This is a genomic window from Streptomyces sp. NPDC004788, assembly GCF_053601115.1.
Window position 1 is genome coordinate 1 of record NZ_JBSGBF010000037.1, and the last position, 15,560, is coordinate 15,560.

Below are 15,560 nucleotides of genomic sequence, written 5' to 3' on the forward strand. Positions count from 1 at the left end.
GATATCCGGTCAATGCAGATGTGAACACGCGAAACCGGACACGTCGGTCGCCCTGGCCCCCCCCCCCCCCCCCCGGGGCGGGGGGGGGCACCCCGGCCCCCCCCCCGCCCGCGGGGGCCCCGGCCGGCCGCGCCCCCCCTACCTGGGGGGGGGGGCGCCCGACGCGCCCCCCGCCCGCACCGGCTGGGCCGGGCGCGCGGCCGCCGTCTCGATCGCCGGCCAGCAACACGGCCTGGTCACCCTCGACGCGGCCGGAGCGCCGGTTCGTCCGGCGCTGCTGTGGAACGACGTCCGGTCGGCCCCCCAAGCGGCCGGGCTGCGCGCCGCCTTCGGCCCGGCGGAGATCGTCCGCCGCACCGGGAGCCTGCCGACCGCCGCCTTCACCGCCGCCAAATGGGCCTGGCTGCGCACCCACGAGCCGGCCTCCGCCGACCGCGCCGCCGCCGTCCGCCTCCCGCACGACTTCCTCACGGAACGGCTGACCGGCGAGGCGGTGACCGACCGCGGTGACGCGTCGGGAACCGGCTGGTGGGGACCGGACGGCTACGACGAGGACATCCTCGACCGCATCGGTCTCGACCCGGCCCTGCTGCCCCGGGTCCTCGCGCCGGGCACCCCGGCCGGCGCCGTCCGCGCCGGGACGGTCCTTCGCGAAGGGGTGCCGGTGGCCACCGGCACCGGCGACAACATGGCCGCGGCCCTCGGCCTCGGTCTGCGGCCCGGACAGCCGGTGCTCAGCCTCGGCACCTCCGGGACGGTCTACGCCGTCGCCCGGACCAGGCCCATGGACCCGAGCGGTACGGTCGCGGGCTTCGCCGACGCCCTCGGCGGCTGGCTGCCGCTCGCCTGCACGCTCAACTGCACCCTCGCGGTCGACCGCTTCGCCGCCCTCCTCGGCCGCGGCCGCGACGAGGTCGAGGACGGCGGCAGCGCGGTCGTCCTGCCGTACCTGGACGGCGAGCGCACCCCGGACCTCCCGGCCGCCTCCGGCCTGGTCCACGGACTGCGTCACGACACCACGCCGGGGCAGCTGCTCCAGGCCGCCTACGACGGCGCCGCCCACGCCCTGCTCACCGCTCTGGACGACGTGCTGCGCGCCGGAGGGGGCCTCGTGGACGACGAGCCGCTGCTCCTGATCGGCGGCGGCGCCCGCGGCCGGGCCTGGCAGCGGACCGTCCTCAGGCTCTCCGGCCGGGCGGTCCGGATCCCGCACGCGCGCGAGCTGGTCGCGCTCGGGGCGGCCGCCCAGGCCGCCGCCCTGCTCACCGGCGAGCCCGCGGACGCCGTGGCGCGTCGCTGGCGGACCGCCGAAGGCCCGGTCCTGGAGCCGGTGGCACGGGACGAGGCAGCGCTCGAACGGATCGGCGATACCCTGCGTCGGGCCGGAGCCTTGCAGGGAGCCCCGGCCGAGGAGCGGTAGGAGAGCGGCACGTGGCAGTGGGCGGCAGGGCGAGGAGCGGGCCGGGGAGCGGGCCCGCGTCGCAGCAGGACATGCGCCGGCAGAACCTCTCGGTGGTCCTCGGCACGGTCGCCGCGCACGGCCCGCCGTCCCACCCGTCGTCCCACCCGCCGTCCCGCCCGTTGTCCCGCGCGGACGTCGCCGGACGCGTCGGACTGACCAGGGCGGCCGTCTCCTCGCTGGTCGACGAACTGATCATGCGGGGTGCGCTGACCGAGGAGGAGGCCGCGTCCGGCGGGCGGGTCGGCCGCCCCGGACGCGCGCTGTCGGTGAGCGACCAGGGCCCCGCCGGCCTCGGCCTGGAGATCGGCGTCACGCACCTCGGCGCCTGCGTCGTGGACCTGCGCGGAGAACCGCGCGTCTGGCGCCGGGTGGAACGGGCGAACGTCGGGCGTACGGCCGGGCAGGTACTGGCGGAGACCGCCGCGCTGGCCGCCGAGGCGGAGGCCGAGGCCGCCGGGCTCGGGCTGCGCGTCCGGGGACGGGTGCTCGCCGTGCCCGGGGTCGTGCCCGACGAACCCGGCGGAAGGGTCGAGCACGCGCCCAACCTCGGCTGGCACCGGGTCGGCGTCGCCGACCACTGGCCCGACCCGGACACGGTGCCCGAGCCGGAGAACGAGGCCAACCTCGGGGCGCTGGCCGAGTACTGGAACGCGGAGCAGGCGGTGGAGACCTTCGTCCACATCTCCGCCGAGGCCGGAATCGGTGCCGCCCTGGTCATCGACGGACAGCTCTTCCGGGGCGCCCGCGGCTTCGCGGGCGAACTCGGCCACCTCCCCGTCCATCCGACCGGCGTCCGCTGTGCCTGTGGCGCGCGCGGCTGCCTGGAGCAGTACGCGGGCCTGGCGGCCGTACTGCTCCAGGCAGGACTCGGACCCGAGGGTCCCGGGGCGGGCGCGGACGCCGTCGCCCTGCTGGCCGAGCGGGCGGGCGCGGGGCACCCGTCCACTCTGCGGGCGCTGGACCGCGCGGGGCGGGCCCTCGGCCTCGCCCTCGTGTCCGCGGTGAACCTCGTCGACCCGGACGGCCTCGTCCTCGGCGGCGCCTACGCCGAACTCGCCGAGTGGCTGCTGCCGTCGGTCCACGCCGAGCTGGCCGATCGGGTCACCGTCCGGCCCTGGAGCCCGGAGGCGCTGCGCCCGTCCGCGCTGGGGCGGCGCGGGCCCGTGCTGGGAGCGGCGCAGACGACGATCCGCCGGATCATGGCCGACCCCACGCTGCTTCCGGCGGGGTGATCCGGGGCCACGATCATCAGGCGGTGGTGCAGGGAGTGCCGTCGAGGGTGAACCGGCCGGGGAACGAGGCGTCGCCGGTGTGGTTCGCCTGGAAGCCGAACGCCTGACGGACGGAGCAGCGGAGAAAGTCGTCGTCGAAAGTTTCGAACTGCCAGACTGATCCTTGAGGGACCGCAGGGTCGGTCTGACGCTCCGTCAACCGTGCGCGGGCGGCGCGGTGCTGCGGCGCTCGACCAGGCTGGTGGCCAGGTCGACCCGGAGTGTGCCGGGCCGCACCCCCCGGGCGAGGTCGATCGCCAGGCGGGCCGCGGTCTCGGCCATCTCCGTCAGCGGCTGGCGCACCGTGGTCAGCGGCGGGCCCACCCAGCGGGCCAGCGGCAGATCGTCGAAGCCGACCACGCTGAGGTCCTCGGGGATGCGCAGCCCCAGCTCACGGGCGGCCTCGTACAACCCGAGCGCCTGCAGGTCGTTCCCGGCGAACACGGCGCTCGGCCGGTCGGGCAGGGCCAGCAGCTCCAGGCCGATCCGGCGTCCGGACTCGTGGTGGAAGTCGCCCGCCCGCACCAGCTCCGGGTCGTACGGGATGCCCGCCATGTCGAGCGCCGCCCGGTAGCCGTCGGTCCGGGCCCGGCTGCACATCATCCGGGCGGGGCCGCCGATCAGGCCGATCCGGCGGTGGCCCAGGTCGAGCAGGTGCCGGGTGGCGGCCAGGCCGCCGTCCCAGTTGGTGGTGCCGACGGCGGGCACGTCCTGGCCGGGGTCGCCGGCCGGGTCCATCACCACGAACGGGATGCCCCGGCCGGCCAGTTGCTCCCGCTGCGTGCGCTCCAGGTCGGACAGCACCAGGACCACGCCGGTCGGCCGGCGGGCGAGGACCCCGTCCACCCACGACTGGCCGGGGCTGAGCCGGCCGGCGGATTCGGAGAGCACGATGCTCAGTCCCTCCTCGCGCACCACGTTCTCGACGCCGCGGATCACCTCGACCGCCCAGGCGCTCTCCAGCTCGTGGAAGACCAGTTCGAGCAGCGGGCTCACCTGGCGGCCGCCGCCCCGCCGCCGGTAGCCGTGCCGGTGCAGCAGCTCCTCCACCCGCTCCCGGGTGGCCGGGGCGACATCGGCCCGCCCGTTCAGGACTTTCGAAACAGTCGGCGCGGAGACTCCTGCCTCCCGCGCGATCTCGGCGAGCGTCGCCGCTCTGGTCACGGGTTCCTCCTGCACTGCCCTTGCCGGGCGGAGTCCGTCTTGGGTGGCCGTACGCCAGGGATGCTAGCGCCGCCGGCAGGTCGGTCCCCGATCCTGCCGCGAGCCTTGACGGGCAACGAGGGCGACCCTAGTTTTCCCCCAGCATTCGGAAAGTCGATCGAAATATTCGATCGCCCCCTTCCATGACCTTCCGTCCCCCCACCCCGTAGCGGAGGAAATCCATGTGCTCGTCGAGCCGCCGGCTGTCCCTGCTCCTCGCCCCCGCGCTGACCGCCCTCCTGGCCGCGGTCCACCCCGCCGTCGCCCAGGCCGCCGACCCCACCCTCATGACCAACGGCTTCTACGTCGACCCCGCCTCCAGCGCACAGCGGTGGGTCGACGCCAACCGCGGCGACGGCCGCGCCCCCGCCATCCAGGCGTCGATCGCCAACGTGCCGACGGCGCGCTGGTTCGGCAACTGGAGCGGCGCCATCGGCACGGCGACCGGGGCCTACACCGGCGCGGCGGCCGCCACCGGCAAGCTGCCGGTCCTGGTGGCGTACAACATCCCCAACCGGGACATCTGCGCCGGTCAGTCCGGCGGTGGTGCGGGCAGCGCCGCCGACTACCGGAGCTGGATCGCCGCGTTCGCCTCCGGCATCGGCAACCGGCCGGCCGTGGTCGTCCTCGAACCCGACTCCCTCGGCGACGAGAGCTGCATGACCCCGGCCCAGATCTCCGAACGCAACGCGCTGCTGAGCGACGCCATCGCGCAGTTCACCACCAAGGCGCCCAACACCTGGGTCTACCTGGACGCCGGCAACCCCGGCTGGCTGAGCGCCGACACCATTGCCCGGCACCTGGCCGCCGCCGGGGTGAGCGGAGCCCACGGCTTCTCCCTGAACGTCTCGAACTACCTCACCACCGCGGAGAACACCGCCTACGGCAACGCCGTCAACGCGGCACTGAAGTCGGCGAAGGGCTTCACCAAGCCGTACGTCATCGACACCAGCCGCAACGGCAACGGATCCAACGGCGCATGGTGCAACCCGGCCGGGCGGAGGATCGGGACCCCCACCCAGTGGGGCGGCGGCGCCGAGATGCTGCTGTGGGTCAAGGCGCCCGGCGAGTCCGACGGCGACTGCGGCGTGGGCGCCGGATCGACCGCCGGACAGTTCCTGCCCGAGGTGGCCTACAAGATGATCTACGGCTACTGACCGTGGGGCGCCGAGGAGGCGGCGCCCGCGCGCCGGACGCGCAGCACGCGCAGCAGGCTCGTCCGCATCGGCAGCGTGAACGATGACGGGGTGGGCCGACCCTACGGACGACCCGTCATACCTGAGAGCTACCCGCGAGGTTGGCTCTCCGGCGGGACGTCGACGACAGCGCCCGGTTCCTACCTTTCGGAGCGTCACCACCACGCCCCGGAAGGACCCCCATGGCGCCCCCCGTCCGCACCACCCGCACCGGCCGCCTCCGCCGCACCCTCCTCGCCGCGCTCGTCACCGCCGCCGTCGCGGTGCCGGTCGTGGGCGCCGCCCGGCCCGCCGAGGTGCCGGCGCCCGCGCCGCGGGCCGTAAGGCCGCGGTGCGCGGGCGGTCCCGCCGCGCTTGCCGCGCAGCTGGACGTGCGGTACGCGGCCGGGCGGGCGGACCTGGCGGCGGCCGCGCGCATGGCGGACGAGTACGGGGCGCACCGGCGGGCCGGGTCGCTGCGGACGATGACCGGGCCCGGCCGGCAGTTCCTCGCCTTCGACGGGCGGGACGGCGGCCGCAGCGTGGAGGTCGTCGGCGACCTGGCCCGCGCCGACCGGATCGCCGTCCTCGTCCCCGGCGTGGACACCGCGGTCGACAGCTACGGCCGGTTCCGCACCGGAGCCGTCGCCCTGCAGGCCACCCTGCAGCGGCAGTTCGGTGCCCGCGCCGCCGTCGTCGCCTGGCTCGGCTACCGCACGCCCGCCACCGCCAGCGCCGCCTCCCTCACCCCGGGCCGCGCCGACCAGGCCGCCCAAGAACTCCGGGCCTTCGTCCAGGAGTTGCGCGGCATCCGGCCCGACGCCCGGATCACCCTGCTCGGCCACTCCTACGGCTCCGTGGTGTGCGCGCTCGCCGCCCATGGACTGCCCGTCGCCGCCGTCGTCCTCTACGGCAGCCCCGGCACCGGCCTCGACAGCGCCGCCGACCTGCACACCCGCGCCACCGTATGGGCCGGCCGCGCCACCGGCGACTGGGTCGCCGACGTGCCCCACCTCAGCCTGCCCCTGCTCCCCGGCACCGAACTCGGCTTCGGCACCGACCCCATGGATCCCGCCTTCGGCGCCCGCCGCTTCGCCACCGGCGACGGCGACCACAGCGACTACCTCGCGCCCGGCTCCGTACCGCTGCGCAACCTCGCCCGGATCGTCGACGGACAGGAGCCCGACCGTGCGTGACACCCTGCGCCGCGTCACCCATCGGATAGCCGACGCCACCCCGCCCGGCCGCGACCGCGCCCTCGACGCGCTGCGCGCCTTCGCCATCCTCGGCGTCGTGCTCGGCCACTGGCTGGTCACCGCCGTCGTCGCCGACAGCGGCACCCTGCACGTCGAGAGCCCGCTCGGCCACCTGCCCGAATTCACCCCGGTCTCCTGGGTGTTCCAGACCCTCGCCGTCTTCTTCCTGGTGGGCGGACACGTCGCCGCCCGCGGCCATGCCGCCGCCCGCGCCCGCGGCGAGGGCCACGGCCGGTGGATCGCGACCCGGCTGCGCCGGCTGTTCCGGCCGGTCGTCCCGCTGCTCCTCGTCTGGCTGGTCGCCACGGCCGCCATGCTCGCCTCCGGCGTGCCCTGGGCGACCGTCCACACCCTCGGCAAGCTCGTGCTCTCGCCGCTGTGGTTCCTCCTCGTCCTCGCGGCCCTCACCGCCGCCACCCCGCTCGTCGCCCGCGTCCACCCGCTGTGGCCGCTCGCCGTCGTCCTCCACGTCGACCTGTTCCGCTTCGGGTTCGACGGCCCCGACTGGCTCGGCTGGCTCAACCTGCCGGCCGGCTGGCTCGTCCCGTACTGCCTGGGCGCCCTGCTCGCCCGCCGCGGCCCGCTGGGCCCGGCCGCCGCCTGGACCCTGCTGCTCGGCGGCGCCACCGTGACCGGCCTCCTCGTCGCCTTCGCCGGCTACCCCGGCTCCATGGTCGGCGTGCCGGGCGCCCCGGTCTCCAACCTCAACCCGCCCACGCTCGCCGCCGTCACCTTCGGCCTTGCCCAGTCCGGCGCCGCGCTGCTGCTCCTCGGGCCGCTGCGCCGCGCCCTGCGCCGGCCCGCCGCCTGGGCGGCCGTGGCACTGCTCAACCTCTGCGCCATGACGGTCTTCCTCTGGCACCAGACCGCGATGATCGCCGTCACCACCGGTGGACTGTTCACCGCCGGCCTCCTCGGCCACGGCCCGCTCACCGGCCTCCACACCGTGCCCGACGGCTACGACTGGGTCCTCGCCCGGCTCGGCTGGCTCCCGCTCTTCGCCGCCGCGCTGCTGGTCTGCGGCGCGGTCTTCCACGCGTACGAACGCACCACCCGCACCGCCCGGGCCCCCGGGCGGCGGCCCGGGACCAGCCCTGGGAGAAGGACGGAGGCACGACGTGCCTAGGCTGTGGCAGAGAGACGAACACACGGGCGGGGGAAGCACGGTGGGCACGGTGGGGGACACGGCACGGTGGGAGAGCGCGCTGCGCGCCGCCCCGGGGATCCTGCGCGCCGACCTCGGCTCGCCGCGCCGCGACCCGCTGCCCCGCCACCGCTACCTCAGCTGGCTGCCGCACGCCCATCTGGTCCTCTTCAGCCTCCTCATGGGGATGTGGGAGATGACGCAGTACGAGAACGCCATGGACCCGGCCCCCGGCAGCATCACGCTGTTCGTCGTCGCCCAGACCGCCGCGCCCGTCCTCGCCCTCACCCGGCCCGCCGCCGCCACCTGGCTGTCCACCGCCGCGCTGATGCTCACCAGCACCTTCGCGGCGCCCTTCTTCGGCGCCCCCTGGCCGTGGAGCGGCGCGGCCGTCGCGCTGCACACCCTCGTCCTGCTGCTGCTCGCGCTGCGCGTCCGGCCCCTCGCCGCCGCCACCGCGCTCGGCATCACCCTGCTCACCGGCGTCGGCGCCCTGCTGCCGCACACCGTGCCGCACCCGCCGGTCCTCGCCATCGGCGCAGCGTTCTTCACCACCGCCACCGTCGTCGGCGGCTCCCTGCGCGCCGCCCGCGTCTCGCGCACCCGGCTCGTCGAGCAGGAGGAGCTCACCGCCGAGGAACGCGCCCGGCGCGCCCTCCTGGAGGAGCGCGGCCGGATCGCCCGCGAACTGCACGACGTGGTCGCGCACCACATGTCCGTCATCTCCATCCAGGCCCAGGTGGCCCCGCACCTGGTCGAGAACCCCTCGCCTGAGCTGCGCGAGAACCTGGCCGGCATCCGGCAGAACGCCGTCGACGCCCTCACCGAACTCCGCCGCGTCCTCGGCGTGCTGCGCGGCGACGCCGACCGGGGCGACACCGCCGCCGGCGTACGGCACGCCCCGCAGCCCACCCTCGACCGGCTCGGCGAACTCCTCGGCAACGTCCGCGCCGCCGGCCTCGACGTGACCGCCGAGACGCACGGCGAGACCCGGCCGCTCTCCCCGGGCGCCGAGCTCTCCGCGTACCGCATCGTGCAGGAGGCCCTCAGCAACGTGATGCGCCACGCCCCCGGCGCCCGGGCCGGCGTGGAGACCCGCTACCACCGCGACGGACTGACCGTGCGGATCACCAACACGGCCCCCGACGGCCCGGCCGCCGCGCCCCTCGCCCCCGTCGCCCCGCGCGCGTCCGGCGAACCCGGCCACGGGCTGCTCGGCATGCGCGAACGCGCCGCCATGCTCGGCGGCGAGCTCGCCGCCGGACCCACCCCCGACGGCGGCTGGGAGGTCACCGCGGTGCTCCCCGCCCCCCTCTCCACGAAGGACGCCTCACGTTCATGAGCAGCGACAGCGACGACATCAGGGTTCTCATCGCGGACGACCAGAGCATGGTCCGGCAGGGCTTCACGGTCCTGCTGAACGCCGAACCCGGCATCGAGGTCGTCGGCCAGGCCGTCGACGGCGCCGACGCCGTCGCGCAGGCCGCCGGACTCGCCCCCGACGTCGTCCTCATGGACATCCGGATGCCCGGCATGGGCGGCATCGAGGCCACCCGGCTGCTCACCGCCCCCGCCGACGCCACCGTCAAGGTGCTCGTCCTGACCACCTTCGACCTGGACGAGTACGTGTACGAGGCGCTGCGCGCCGGCGCCGCGGGCTTCCTCCTCAAGGACGCCTCGGCCGAGGAACTCGCCCAGGCGGTACGGGTCGTGGCGCGCGGCGACGCGCTGCTCGCGCCCAACGTGACCAAGCGGCTCATCGCGGAGTTCTCCCGGCTCAGCCCCGCCCCGCGGGTCCCGCTGATGGACCGGCTCGGCGCGCTGACGGAGCGCGAGACGGAGGTCCTGACGCTCATAGCGCAGGGCCTGTCCAACGCCGAGATCGCCGCCCGGCTCGTGGTCGCCGAGCAGACCGTGAAGACCTATGTGAGCCGCATCCTCACCAAGCTCGGCCTCCGCGACCGCACCCAGGCCGCGGTCCACGCGTACGAGAGCGGTCTGGTCCGCCCCGGCGCGCAGTAGGGCCCGGGGGCCGGACACACGGCCGGCCCCCGCCGCCGGGGCGACAGGGGCCGGTTCGGCAAGGGGCTCAGACGCCCGGCGGGACCCGGGACGGGCGGCCGGAGCCGCGCGTCAGGACGTAACCACCGATGCCCGCGAGCGCGGCGAGCACGCCGCCCGCGGCCGTCCACAGCCAGCGGTCGGACCACCAGCCGGAGGACCAGCCGTCCTCCGGCGCCCGTGCCTCGACGGTCTCGGGCGTGGTGGCGCCGGGCACCAGCGGGACGGCGAGCGCGCCGTCCGCCGCGTACGCCCCGCCCAGCTCCTTCGAGGTCGCCCCGATCCGCGCCGAGAACGGCTGGCCCAGGTCGTCCTCGGGCAGCCCGGTGACCGTCAGACGGACGAAGTAGCTGCCCGGCAGCGGGTCGTTCGACCAGGTGTCGGCGGCGGCCCGGACCGGGCGCAGCGTGCAGGCCAGCTCCACCGTCGCGGCGTCCTTGGCCGCGAGGCGGGACTGCATGCCGTACATGCACGGCTGGCGGCGGCGCAGCCCGTCGTACACGTCGATCCGCCAGGCCGAGGATCCGTGCCGCAGCGCGGAGTCGGGCAGCGTGACGGTGGCGGTGACGGTGGGCCGCTGGCCGGAGTCGGCGGGGAACTGCCAGTACAGGTAGTCACCCGTGGACGCCTGCGCGGTGGCCTGCTGGCCCTGCCGGAAGAAGGCGGCGGTACGGAAGGAGGTGCCGGCCTCGGTCGGCCCGGCCTCCGCCGCGGCGCCGCTCGCGCTGCCGCTCGGGGTGGGCGTCGCGGTGTCGGCGAGGCCCGCCGGGGCGGCCGGGCCGAGCAGGGCCGCGCCCGCGAGCACGGCGGCCGCGAACATGCTGCGTACGGTTCGCATCAGTTGGTCCTCCAGACGGCGACGCGCCAGCGGGACAGCCAGCCGAAGAGCAGGCCGCCGAGGAAGCCGGCGAGCACCAGCGCGCCGAGCAGCCACCAGCCGCGGCCGAGGCCGAAGGAGGCCACGTCGGAGGCCGCGCCGGGGCCGTCGACGACGTCGATCGCGAGCTCGACCGGCATGCCGGGCGTGGTCTTGACCGACGGCGGAGCGGAGAAGGAGTTGCTGACCTGGAGACAGACCGTCTCGGCGGCGGACTTGGTGTCGTCGTCCAGTGCGGCCGCGTCGTCCTTCTTCGGATAGCGCAGGCCGGTCGATATGACGTCGGTGCGCCCGTCGCCCGCCTCGGAGCCGCGCACGATCTCGCGGCCGTGCGTGGTGACGGCCCGCAGCAGCACGCCGTAGTCGTTGTTGACGGCGCGGTCGGCGGCGATGCTCACCGAGGCGCGCAGCTCCTGGCCCGGGAGCACGTCCACCTTGTAGAAGCGGTGGGCGCCGAAGACCTGCCGGTCGGTGTAGAGGCCCGGCTTGAGCGTCGGCGCGTCGGCGCAGCGCTCGGCGCCGTTCGTGGCGACCGGGGTGACGACCGGGTCGGCCGCGCGGTCGACCAGCTGCCGGACGCGGCCGGAGAGTTCCTCGGTGCGGTGCACGGAGGTGTAGGTGCCGCCGGTGGCCTCGGCGATGCAGGTCAGCTGACGCCGGGTCTTGGCGTCCGGGACCAGGCCGAGGGTGTCGATGACCAGGTGGATGCCCTGGGCGGCGATGTTCCGCGCCACCTCGCACGGGTCGAGCGGGGCGCAGGTGTCCTCGCCGTCCGTGATGAGCACGATCCGCTTGGTCGCACCGCCGTTCTGACCGTCCGCTCCCTTGGCCGCCTCGCCCTTCTTGAGGTCGTCGGCGGCGCCGAGCAGCGCCGGGCCGATCGGGGTCCAGCCGGTGGGGGCGAGGGTGGCGACGGCGGTCTTGGCCTCGGTGCGGTCGAGCGGGCCGACCGGATAGAGCTGCCTGGTGTCCTTGCAGCCGCGCTCGCGGTCCTGGCCCGGGTAGTCGGCGCCGAGGGTGCGGATGCCGAGCCGCACCTCCTGCGGGACCGCGTCCAGGACCTCGTTGAACGCCTGCTTGGCGGCGGCCATGCGGGACTGTCCGTCGATGTCGCGGGCGCGCATCGAGCCGCTGACGTCGAGCACCAGCTCGACCTTGGGCGATTCCTTGGCGGAGTCCGCGGCCGCCGGTCCGTCGTCGGCGGCGGCACTGGTCGGGAGGAGCCCGACGCTCAGGGCGGCGACGAGCGCGCAGGCCCCGGTCGCCAGCCGTTTTCTCGTGATCATCGGAGGATCGTAGGGAGGATCGTCCGACAATCCAAAACGGGGAGGGGCAAGGAGCTTGAAGGAGGGTCAGGAGTGGCTGTTCAGGAAGCCGATGAAGGCCGCGCCCCACCAGCCGATCTGGCTGACGGCGGCCGCGGCGCCGGAGCGTACGAGCAGTCCGCGGGGCACCTCGGCGCGATCCCGGAAGCGGGCGAGGAGCTGGCCGAGCCGGTGCGCGTACAGGCCGTTGAGGGTGACGGCGAGCACCAGGCCGAGCTTGACCAGGGTGAGCGGGGAGCCGAGGTCGGGGCGGAGGAAGAGCCCGGTGACGGTCAGTCCGCCGAGGCCCGCCCAGATCGGGGTCTGCAGCGCGCACGCGGTGTCGAGGACGCTCGCGAGCGGGCGACGGCCGGTGAGCCACAGCACCGCGAACCAGTCGACGGCGAGCACCGAGCCGAGTCCGGTGACCGTGCTCGCCACGTGCAGGAAACGGGCCGCGGTCTGCAGCGTCAGGTCCGCCCGCACGTGCCCGGCGGTCCAGCAGCAGACGGCGAGCGCACCGGCCGCGAGCACGCCCGCGGCGGCCAGGAGCCAGCCGGGGGTGAGGTCCTGGCGGAGCGGTTCCTCGGGTGCTGTCGTCTGCATGGCGGAGGTCTTCCCGGGTGGAGCTGGAACTTAGGTAAGGCGAAGCTAAGTATCGCACGGGTGTGCGTCGGGTAGACCGTGACGGGTATCGCACGCCCCGGGGCCGGGAGCATCCGCCGGGGTGGCATACCGTGAGGTGATCGACGGCGGGAGGACCGATGACCGGCCCAGGAACGGGCACCGCACCTGGCCACGGCGGCGGCTGGCTCCGCGACCAGGTCTGCGAGGGACTGCGCGACCGCATCATCACCGGACGGCTCAAGCCGGGGGACCGGTTGGTCGAACGGGAGGTCGCCGAGGAGTTCGGCGTCTCCCGGGTGCCCGTCCGCGAGGCCATCCGCATCCTCATCGGCGAGGGCTTCCTGCAGGCCGTCTCCCAGCGCCGCATCGTCGTCCGGGAGATGACCCGCCAGGACGTCGAGAACCTCTTCGACATGCGCGAGGCCCTGGAGGTCCTCGCCGTGCGCCGCGCCGCCGAGCGCCGTACCGACGCCGAACTCCACACCCTCGGCCGGCTGCTCGCCGAGGCCCGAGCCGCCACGACCGCGGGCGGACCCGAGCGCCTGTCGCGCGCCAACGCGGCCTTCCACGCCCAGATCGTGCGCATGTCGCGCAACGAACTCCTCGTCACCGGTCTTGAGTCGCTGGAGGGCCGGCTCCGCTGGCTGTTCCAGCAGGTCGACGAGCCCGGACCGCTGTGGGACGAGCACCGGCTGCTGTTCGAGGCGATCGGCGCCGGAGACGCGGAGGCGGCCGCCCAGCTGGCGCTCGCCCATGTGCGCTACTACCGGCGGGTCGCGCTCCGGCGGCTCTTCGAGGACTGACGGACCCGCACTCAGAAGTGCGGACTGACGGCCCTGCACTCAGCCGTGCGGACTGACGGACCCGCACTCAGAAGTGCAGCGCGCCGATGTCGCGGACGGTCCCGGCCAGGGCCCGGACCAGCTCGTTCTCGGCGTCGCGGCGCCAGACCAGGGCGTAGGGAATCGTCCCCATCTCGGGTACCGGCACGAAGCGCACGTGGGACATGGACCAGTAGCGGGTGACGTGGGAGGGGAAGGGGTGGACGATCTCGCCGTTGATGACGAGGTTGATCAGCTCGTCGGAGTTGGTGACCCAGTCGATGCGTTCGATCGTCTTGCCCCGGGGGGTGTAGAAGGACAGGTAGGCGTCCTCCCAGTAGCCGGGCATGTCGGGGATCATGGCATGGGCGAAGTCAGCCAGGGCCTCGAACGGGACCTCGCGTCTTCCGGCGAGTTCGTGGTCCGCGGCGACGGCCAGCACGCGGGGGTCGTGGAAGAGGACCGGGCCGACGGTGAGATCGGGTTCGTCCACCGGTAGCCAGGTGACGAAGACGTCCATGTCGCCGTCGCGGAGCCTGGCGAACGGCTCTACGTACGGCGCCGTGCGTATCTGCAGCTCCCACTCGGGGTGGCGGGAGCGGAAGGCCTCCCAGTAGTGGTGCAGGTCGGGCACGTTGAAGGGCATCATGCCGACCCGCAGGCGCGCGGTCTTGCCGCGGGCGGCCAGCCGGGCACGTTCGAGGCTGCCGCGCAGCTGCGCGTGGAGCGGCCGCAGATCGGTGCACAGCTGTCGGCCGAGCGGGGTCAGCCTGACCTGGCGGCGGTTGGACCGGTCGAACAGCAGACCGCCGAGCCGTCGCTCCTGACGGCCGATCACCTGGCTGACACGCGCCTGCGTGAGGTGCAGCCGGGCGGCCGCCCGGCCGAAGTGCAGCTCCTCCGCCAGTGTCAGAAAGATCTCGATCTCGCGCATTTCCATGCTGCCGAACCCCCGTCATAAGCCTGGATTATCGGATCCTACTGATCTTGGGCGTTGATGGCCGTGGCACCGGCCTGAAGGATCGTCAGCAGGTCAGACCCCTGCAATGATCCCTCGAACAGGAGCACCGCACATGAACACCCCAGCCCGACCCGAGAGCCGCGTCTGGTTCATCACCGGCGCCAGCCGCGGCCTCGGCCGCGCATTCGCCGAGGCGGCCCTGGCGGCCGGCGACCGCGTCGTGGTCGCCGCCCGGACCGCGACCGCGCTGGAGGAGCTCGCGAGCACCCATCCGGGCCGAGTCCTGCCGCTGACGCTGGACGTGACCGACCGCGACGCCGTGTTCGCGGCCGTCGCCGAGGCGGCCGGCCACTTCGGACGGCTCGACATCGTCGTCAACAACGCCGGGATGCTCTCGATGGGCATGGTCGAGGAGTTCGACGAGTCCGCGGCGCGCGCCCAGCTGGACGTCAACTTCTTCGGCGCCCTCTGGGTGAGCCAGGCCGTCATGCCCGTGCTGCGCGAACAGGGCTCCGGCCACATCGTGCAGGTCTCCAGCATCGCCGCCCTGGGCGGCTTCCCCAGCACCGGCCTCTACAGCGCCAGCAAGTTCGCCCTGGAAGGCCTCAGCGAGGCGCTCGCCCTGGAGGCGGCCACGTTCGGGATCAAGCTGAGCATCATCCAGCCCGGCGGCTACTGGACCGACCTCTACACCGCGATGCGCAGCACGGACCCCCTGGAGGCCTACGCCCCGCTCCGCGAGGAGCTCGCCCGGCAGTTCGCCGAAGGCTCGGTCGACAGCGACCCGAAACTCGCCGCGGCCGCGTTGCTGGAGCTGGTCGACAGCGACGAGCCGCCGCTGCGCCTCCTGCTGGGCAGCATGGTCTACGACCTGGCCTTCGACATCGCCCGCACCCGGGCGGAGACCTGGTCGGCCTGGGAGCGCGTCAGCCGGGCCGCGGAACACGCGATCCCCGGCCCGGCGTGACCGCCCGGGAGGCAGCGACATGTCGTTCCTCGCCACGGCCGAGGTCGTGCACCGCTTCAATCGCGCCTTCATCCACCACGACGCCTCGCTGCTCGACGACCTGCTCGCCGACGACTGCGTGATGGAGGCGAAAGGGCCGTCCCCCGACGGGGCCCGCTACGAAGGCCGCGCCGCCTGCCTGGAGTTCTGCCGCGCACTCGTCGAGAACCGCACCGTGCAGTACGAACCGGAGGCCGTCGTCGTCACCGGTGAACGGGCGACGGTCCGCTGGCGGTGCCGCTTCGGCGACGGCCCGGCCGACACCGTCCGCGGCGTGACCCTCGCACTCGTCCGGGACGGCTTGATCGTCGAGTGCCTCGGCTACAGCAAGACCCCGGACGACAACCGGCCGGCCGAGGCCGGAATCCATGCACATCATCAGGAGTCATGAC

The 15,560-nt window shown here is 74.5% G+C and carries 15 protein-coding genes; 10 read left to right on the forward strand and 5 right to left on the reverse strand.

Going from position 1 to position 15,560, the window contains the following annotated elements; translation table 11 throughout:
• The first annotated feature begins 52 nt into the window (after positions 1 to 52).
• Positions 53 to 1,420, forward strand: coding sequence for an FGGY family carbohydrate kinase (locus tag ACWEJX_RS18275; protein ID WP_451608511.1), 1,368 nt, complete (start codon positions 53 to 55; stop codon positions 1,418 to 1,420).
• 71 nt (positions 1,421 to 1,491) lie between these two features.
• A complete protein-coding gene (locus ACWEJX_RS18280; RefSeq protein ID WP_451608453.1) occupies positions 1,492 to 2,694 on the forward strand; it encodes an ROK family protein in 1,203 nt (400 codons plus the stop codon).
• A gap of 195 nt (positions 2,695 to 2,889) precedes the next feature.
• Here the strand turns inward: ACWEJX_RS18280 and ACWEJX_RS18285 are convergent, their stop codons facing one another.
• Positions 2,890 to 3,897, reverse strand: coding sequence for a LacI family DNA-binding transcriptional regulator (locus ACWEJX_RS18285; protein WP_451608454.1), 1,008 nt, complete (start codon positions 3,895 to 3,897; stop codon positions 2,890 to 2,892).
• 221 nt (positions 3,898 to 4,118) lie between these two features.
• On the opposite strand from ACWEJX_RS18285, the gene ACWEJX_RS18290 reads away from it, so the two are divergent.
• The 5 genes from ACWEJX_RS18290 (at position 4,119) to ACWEJX_RS18310 (ending at position 9,533) form a co-directional block, all read left to right on the forward strand.
• A complete protein-coding gene (locus ACWEJX_RS18290; protein WP_451608455.1) occupies positions 4,119 to 5,093 on the forward strand; it encodes a glycoside hydrolase family 6 protein in 975 nt (324 codons plus the stop codon).
• A 221-nt stretch (positions 5,094 to 5,314) separates the two neighbouring features.
• Positions 5,315 to 6,307, forward strand: a complete 993-nt coding sequence (locus ACWEJX_RS18295) for an alpha/beta hydrolase (protein ID WP_451608456.1) — start codon at positions 5,315 to 5,317, stop codon at positions 6,305 to 6,307.
• Positions 6,300 to 7,493, forward strand: coding sequence for an acyltransferase family protein (locus ACWEJX_RS18300; protein ID WP_451608457.1), 1,194 nt, complete (start codon positions 6,300 to 6,302; stop codon positions 7,491 to 7,493). The genes ACWEJX_RS18295 and ACWEJX_RS18300 overlap by 8 nt, the downstream gene beginning before the upstream one ends.
• Positions 7,494 to 7,533: 40 nt before the next feature.
• Positions 7,534 to 8,853 carry a sensor histidine kinase gene (locus ACWEJX_RS18305; protein ID WP_451608458.1) on the forward strand — a complete coding sequence of 440 codons (1,320 nt, stop codon included), beginning with the start codon at positions 7,534 to 7,536 and terminating at the stop codon, positions 8,851 to 8,853.
• Positions 8,850 to 9,533 (forward strand): response regulator, encoded by a 684-nt coding sequence (locus tag ACWEJX_RS18310; RefSeq protein WP_403788141.1) that lies wholly within the window; start codon positions 8,850 to 8,852, stop codon positions 9,531 to 9,533. The genes ACWEJX_RS18305 and ACWEJX_RS18310 overlap by 4 nt, the downstream gene beginning before the upstream one ends.
• 67 nt (positions 9,534 to 9,600) lie before the next feature.
• On the opposite strand, the gene ACWEJX_RS18315 is transcribed toward ACWEJX_RS18310, so the two are convergent.
• The 3 genes from ACWEJX_RS18315 to ACWEJX_RS18325 all read right to left on the reverse strand — a co-directional run bounded on the left by ACWEJX_RS18315 (position 9,601) and on the right by ACWEJX_RS18325 (position 12,359).
• Positions 9,601 to 10,410, reverse strand: a complete 810-nt coding sequence (locus ACWEJX_RS18315; RefSeq protein ID WP_451608459.1) for a hypothetical protein — start codon at positions 10,408 to 10,410, stop codon at positions 9,601 to 9,603.
• Positions 10,410 to 11,735 (reverse strand): VWA domain-containing protein, encoded by a 1,326-nt coding sequence (locus tag ACWEJX_RS18320; protein WP_451608460.1) that lies wholly within the window; start codon positions 11,733 to 11,735, stop codon positions 10,410 to 10,412. The genes ACWEJX_RS18315 and ACWEJX_RS18320 overlap by 1 nt, the downstream gene beginning before the upstream one ends.
• A gap of 66 nt (positions 11,736 to 11,801) precedes the next feature.
• The gene (locus tag ACWEJX_RS18325) at positions 11,802 to 12,359 is read right to left on the reverse strand and encodes a hypothetical protein (RefSeq protein WP_451608461.1); all 558 of its coding nucleotides are present in this window, start codon (positions 12,357 to 12,359) and stop codon (positions 11,802 to 11,804) included.
• A 158-nt stretch (positions 12,360 to 12,517) separates the two neighbouring features.
• Here ACWEJX_RS18325 and ACWEJX_RS18330 point away from each other — a divergent pair, with 158 nt between their 5' ends.
• Entirely contained in the window at positions 12,518 to 13,183 is a 666-nt protein-coding gene (locus tag ACWEJX_RS18330) for a GntR family transcriptional regulator (RefSeq protein WP_451608462.1), read from the forward strand.
• Positions 13,184 to 13,250: 67 nt separating this feature from the next.
• Here the strand turns inward: ACWEJX_RS18330 and ACWEJX_RS18335 are convergent, their stop codons facing one another.
• The gene (locus tag ACWEJX_RS18335; RefSeq protein ID WP_451608463.1) at positions 13,251 to 14,141 is read right to left on the reverse strand and encodes a LysR family transcriptional regulator; all 891 of its coding nucleotides are present in this window, start codon (positions 14,139 to 14,141) and stop codon (positions 13,251 to 13,253) included.
• Positions 14,142 to 14,274: 133 nt separating this feature from the next.
• Between ACWEJX_RS18335 and ACWEJX_RS18340 the strand changes: the two genes are divergently transcribed.
• Both ACWEJX_RS18340 and ACWEJX_RS18345 read left to right on the forward strand, forming a co-directional pair.
• A complete protein-coding gene (locus tag ACWEJX_RS18340) occupies positions 14,275 to 15,129 on the forward strand; it encodes an SDR family NAD(P)-dependent oxidoreductase (RefSeq protein WP_451608464.1) in 855 nt (284 codons plus the stop codon).
• Between the two features lie 19 nt (positions 15,130 to 15,148).
• On the forward strand, positions 15,149 to 15,559 hold the full coding sequence (locus tag ACWEJX_RS18345; RefSeq protein WP_451608465.1) for a nuclear transport factor 2 family protein: 411 nt from the start codon (positions 15,149 to 15,151) through the stop codon (positions 15,557 to 15,559).
• The last annotated feature ends 1 nt before the right edge of the window (position 15,560 follow it).

Excerpts from the sequence above, each read along its gene's own strand:
- ACWEJX_RS18290 (WP_451608455.1), top strand. The coding sequence starts at position 4,119 with ATGTGCTCGTCGAGCCGCCGGCTGTCCCTGCTCCTCGCCCCCGCGCTG.
- ACWEJX_RS18330 (WP_451608462.1), top strand. The coding sequence starts at position 12,518 with ATGACCGGCCCAGGAACGGGCACCGCACCTGGCCACGGCGGCGGCTGG.
- ACWEJX_RS18315 (WP_451608459.1), bottom strand. The coding sequence starts at position 10,410 with ATGCGAACCGTACGCAGCATGTTCGCGGCCGCCGTGCTCGCGGGCGCG.
- ACWEJX_RS18335 (WP_451608463.1), bottom strand. The coding sequence starts at position 14,141 with ATGGAAATGCGCGAGATCGAGATCTTTCTGACACTGGCGGAGGAGCTG.
- ACWEJX_RS18310 (WP_403788141.1), top strand. The coding sequence starts at position 8,850 with ATGAGCAGCGACAGCGACGACATCAGGGTTCTCATCGCGGACGACCAG.
- ACWEJX_RS18345 (WP_451608465.1), top strand. The coding sequence starts at position 15,149 with ATGTCGTTCCTCGCCACGGCCGAGGTCGTGCACCGCTTCAATCGCGCC.
- ACWEJX_RS18280 (WP_451608453.1), top strand. The coding sequence starts at position 1,492 with ATGCGCCGGCAGAACCTCTCGGTGGTCCTCGGCACGGTCGCCGCGCAC.
- ACWEJX_RS18325 (WP_451608461.1), bottom strand. The coding sequence starts at position 12,359 with ATGCAGACGACAGCACCCGAGGAACCGCTCCGCCAGGACCTCACCCCC.
- ACWEJX_RS18320 (WP_451608460.1), bottom strand. The coding sequence starts at position 11,735 with ATGATCACGAGAAAACGGCTGGCGACCGGGGCCTGCGCGCTCGTCGCC.
- ACWEJX_RS18340 (WP_451608464.1), top strand. The coding sequence starts at position 14,275 with ATGAACACCCCAGCCCGACCCGAGAGCCGCGTCTGGTTCATCACCGGC.
- ACWEJX_RS18295 (WP_451608456.1), top strand. The coding sequence starts at position 5,315 with ATGGCGCCCCCCGTCCGCACCACCCGCACCGGCCGCCTCCGCCGCACC.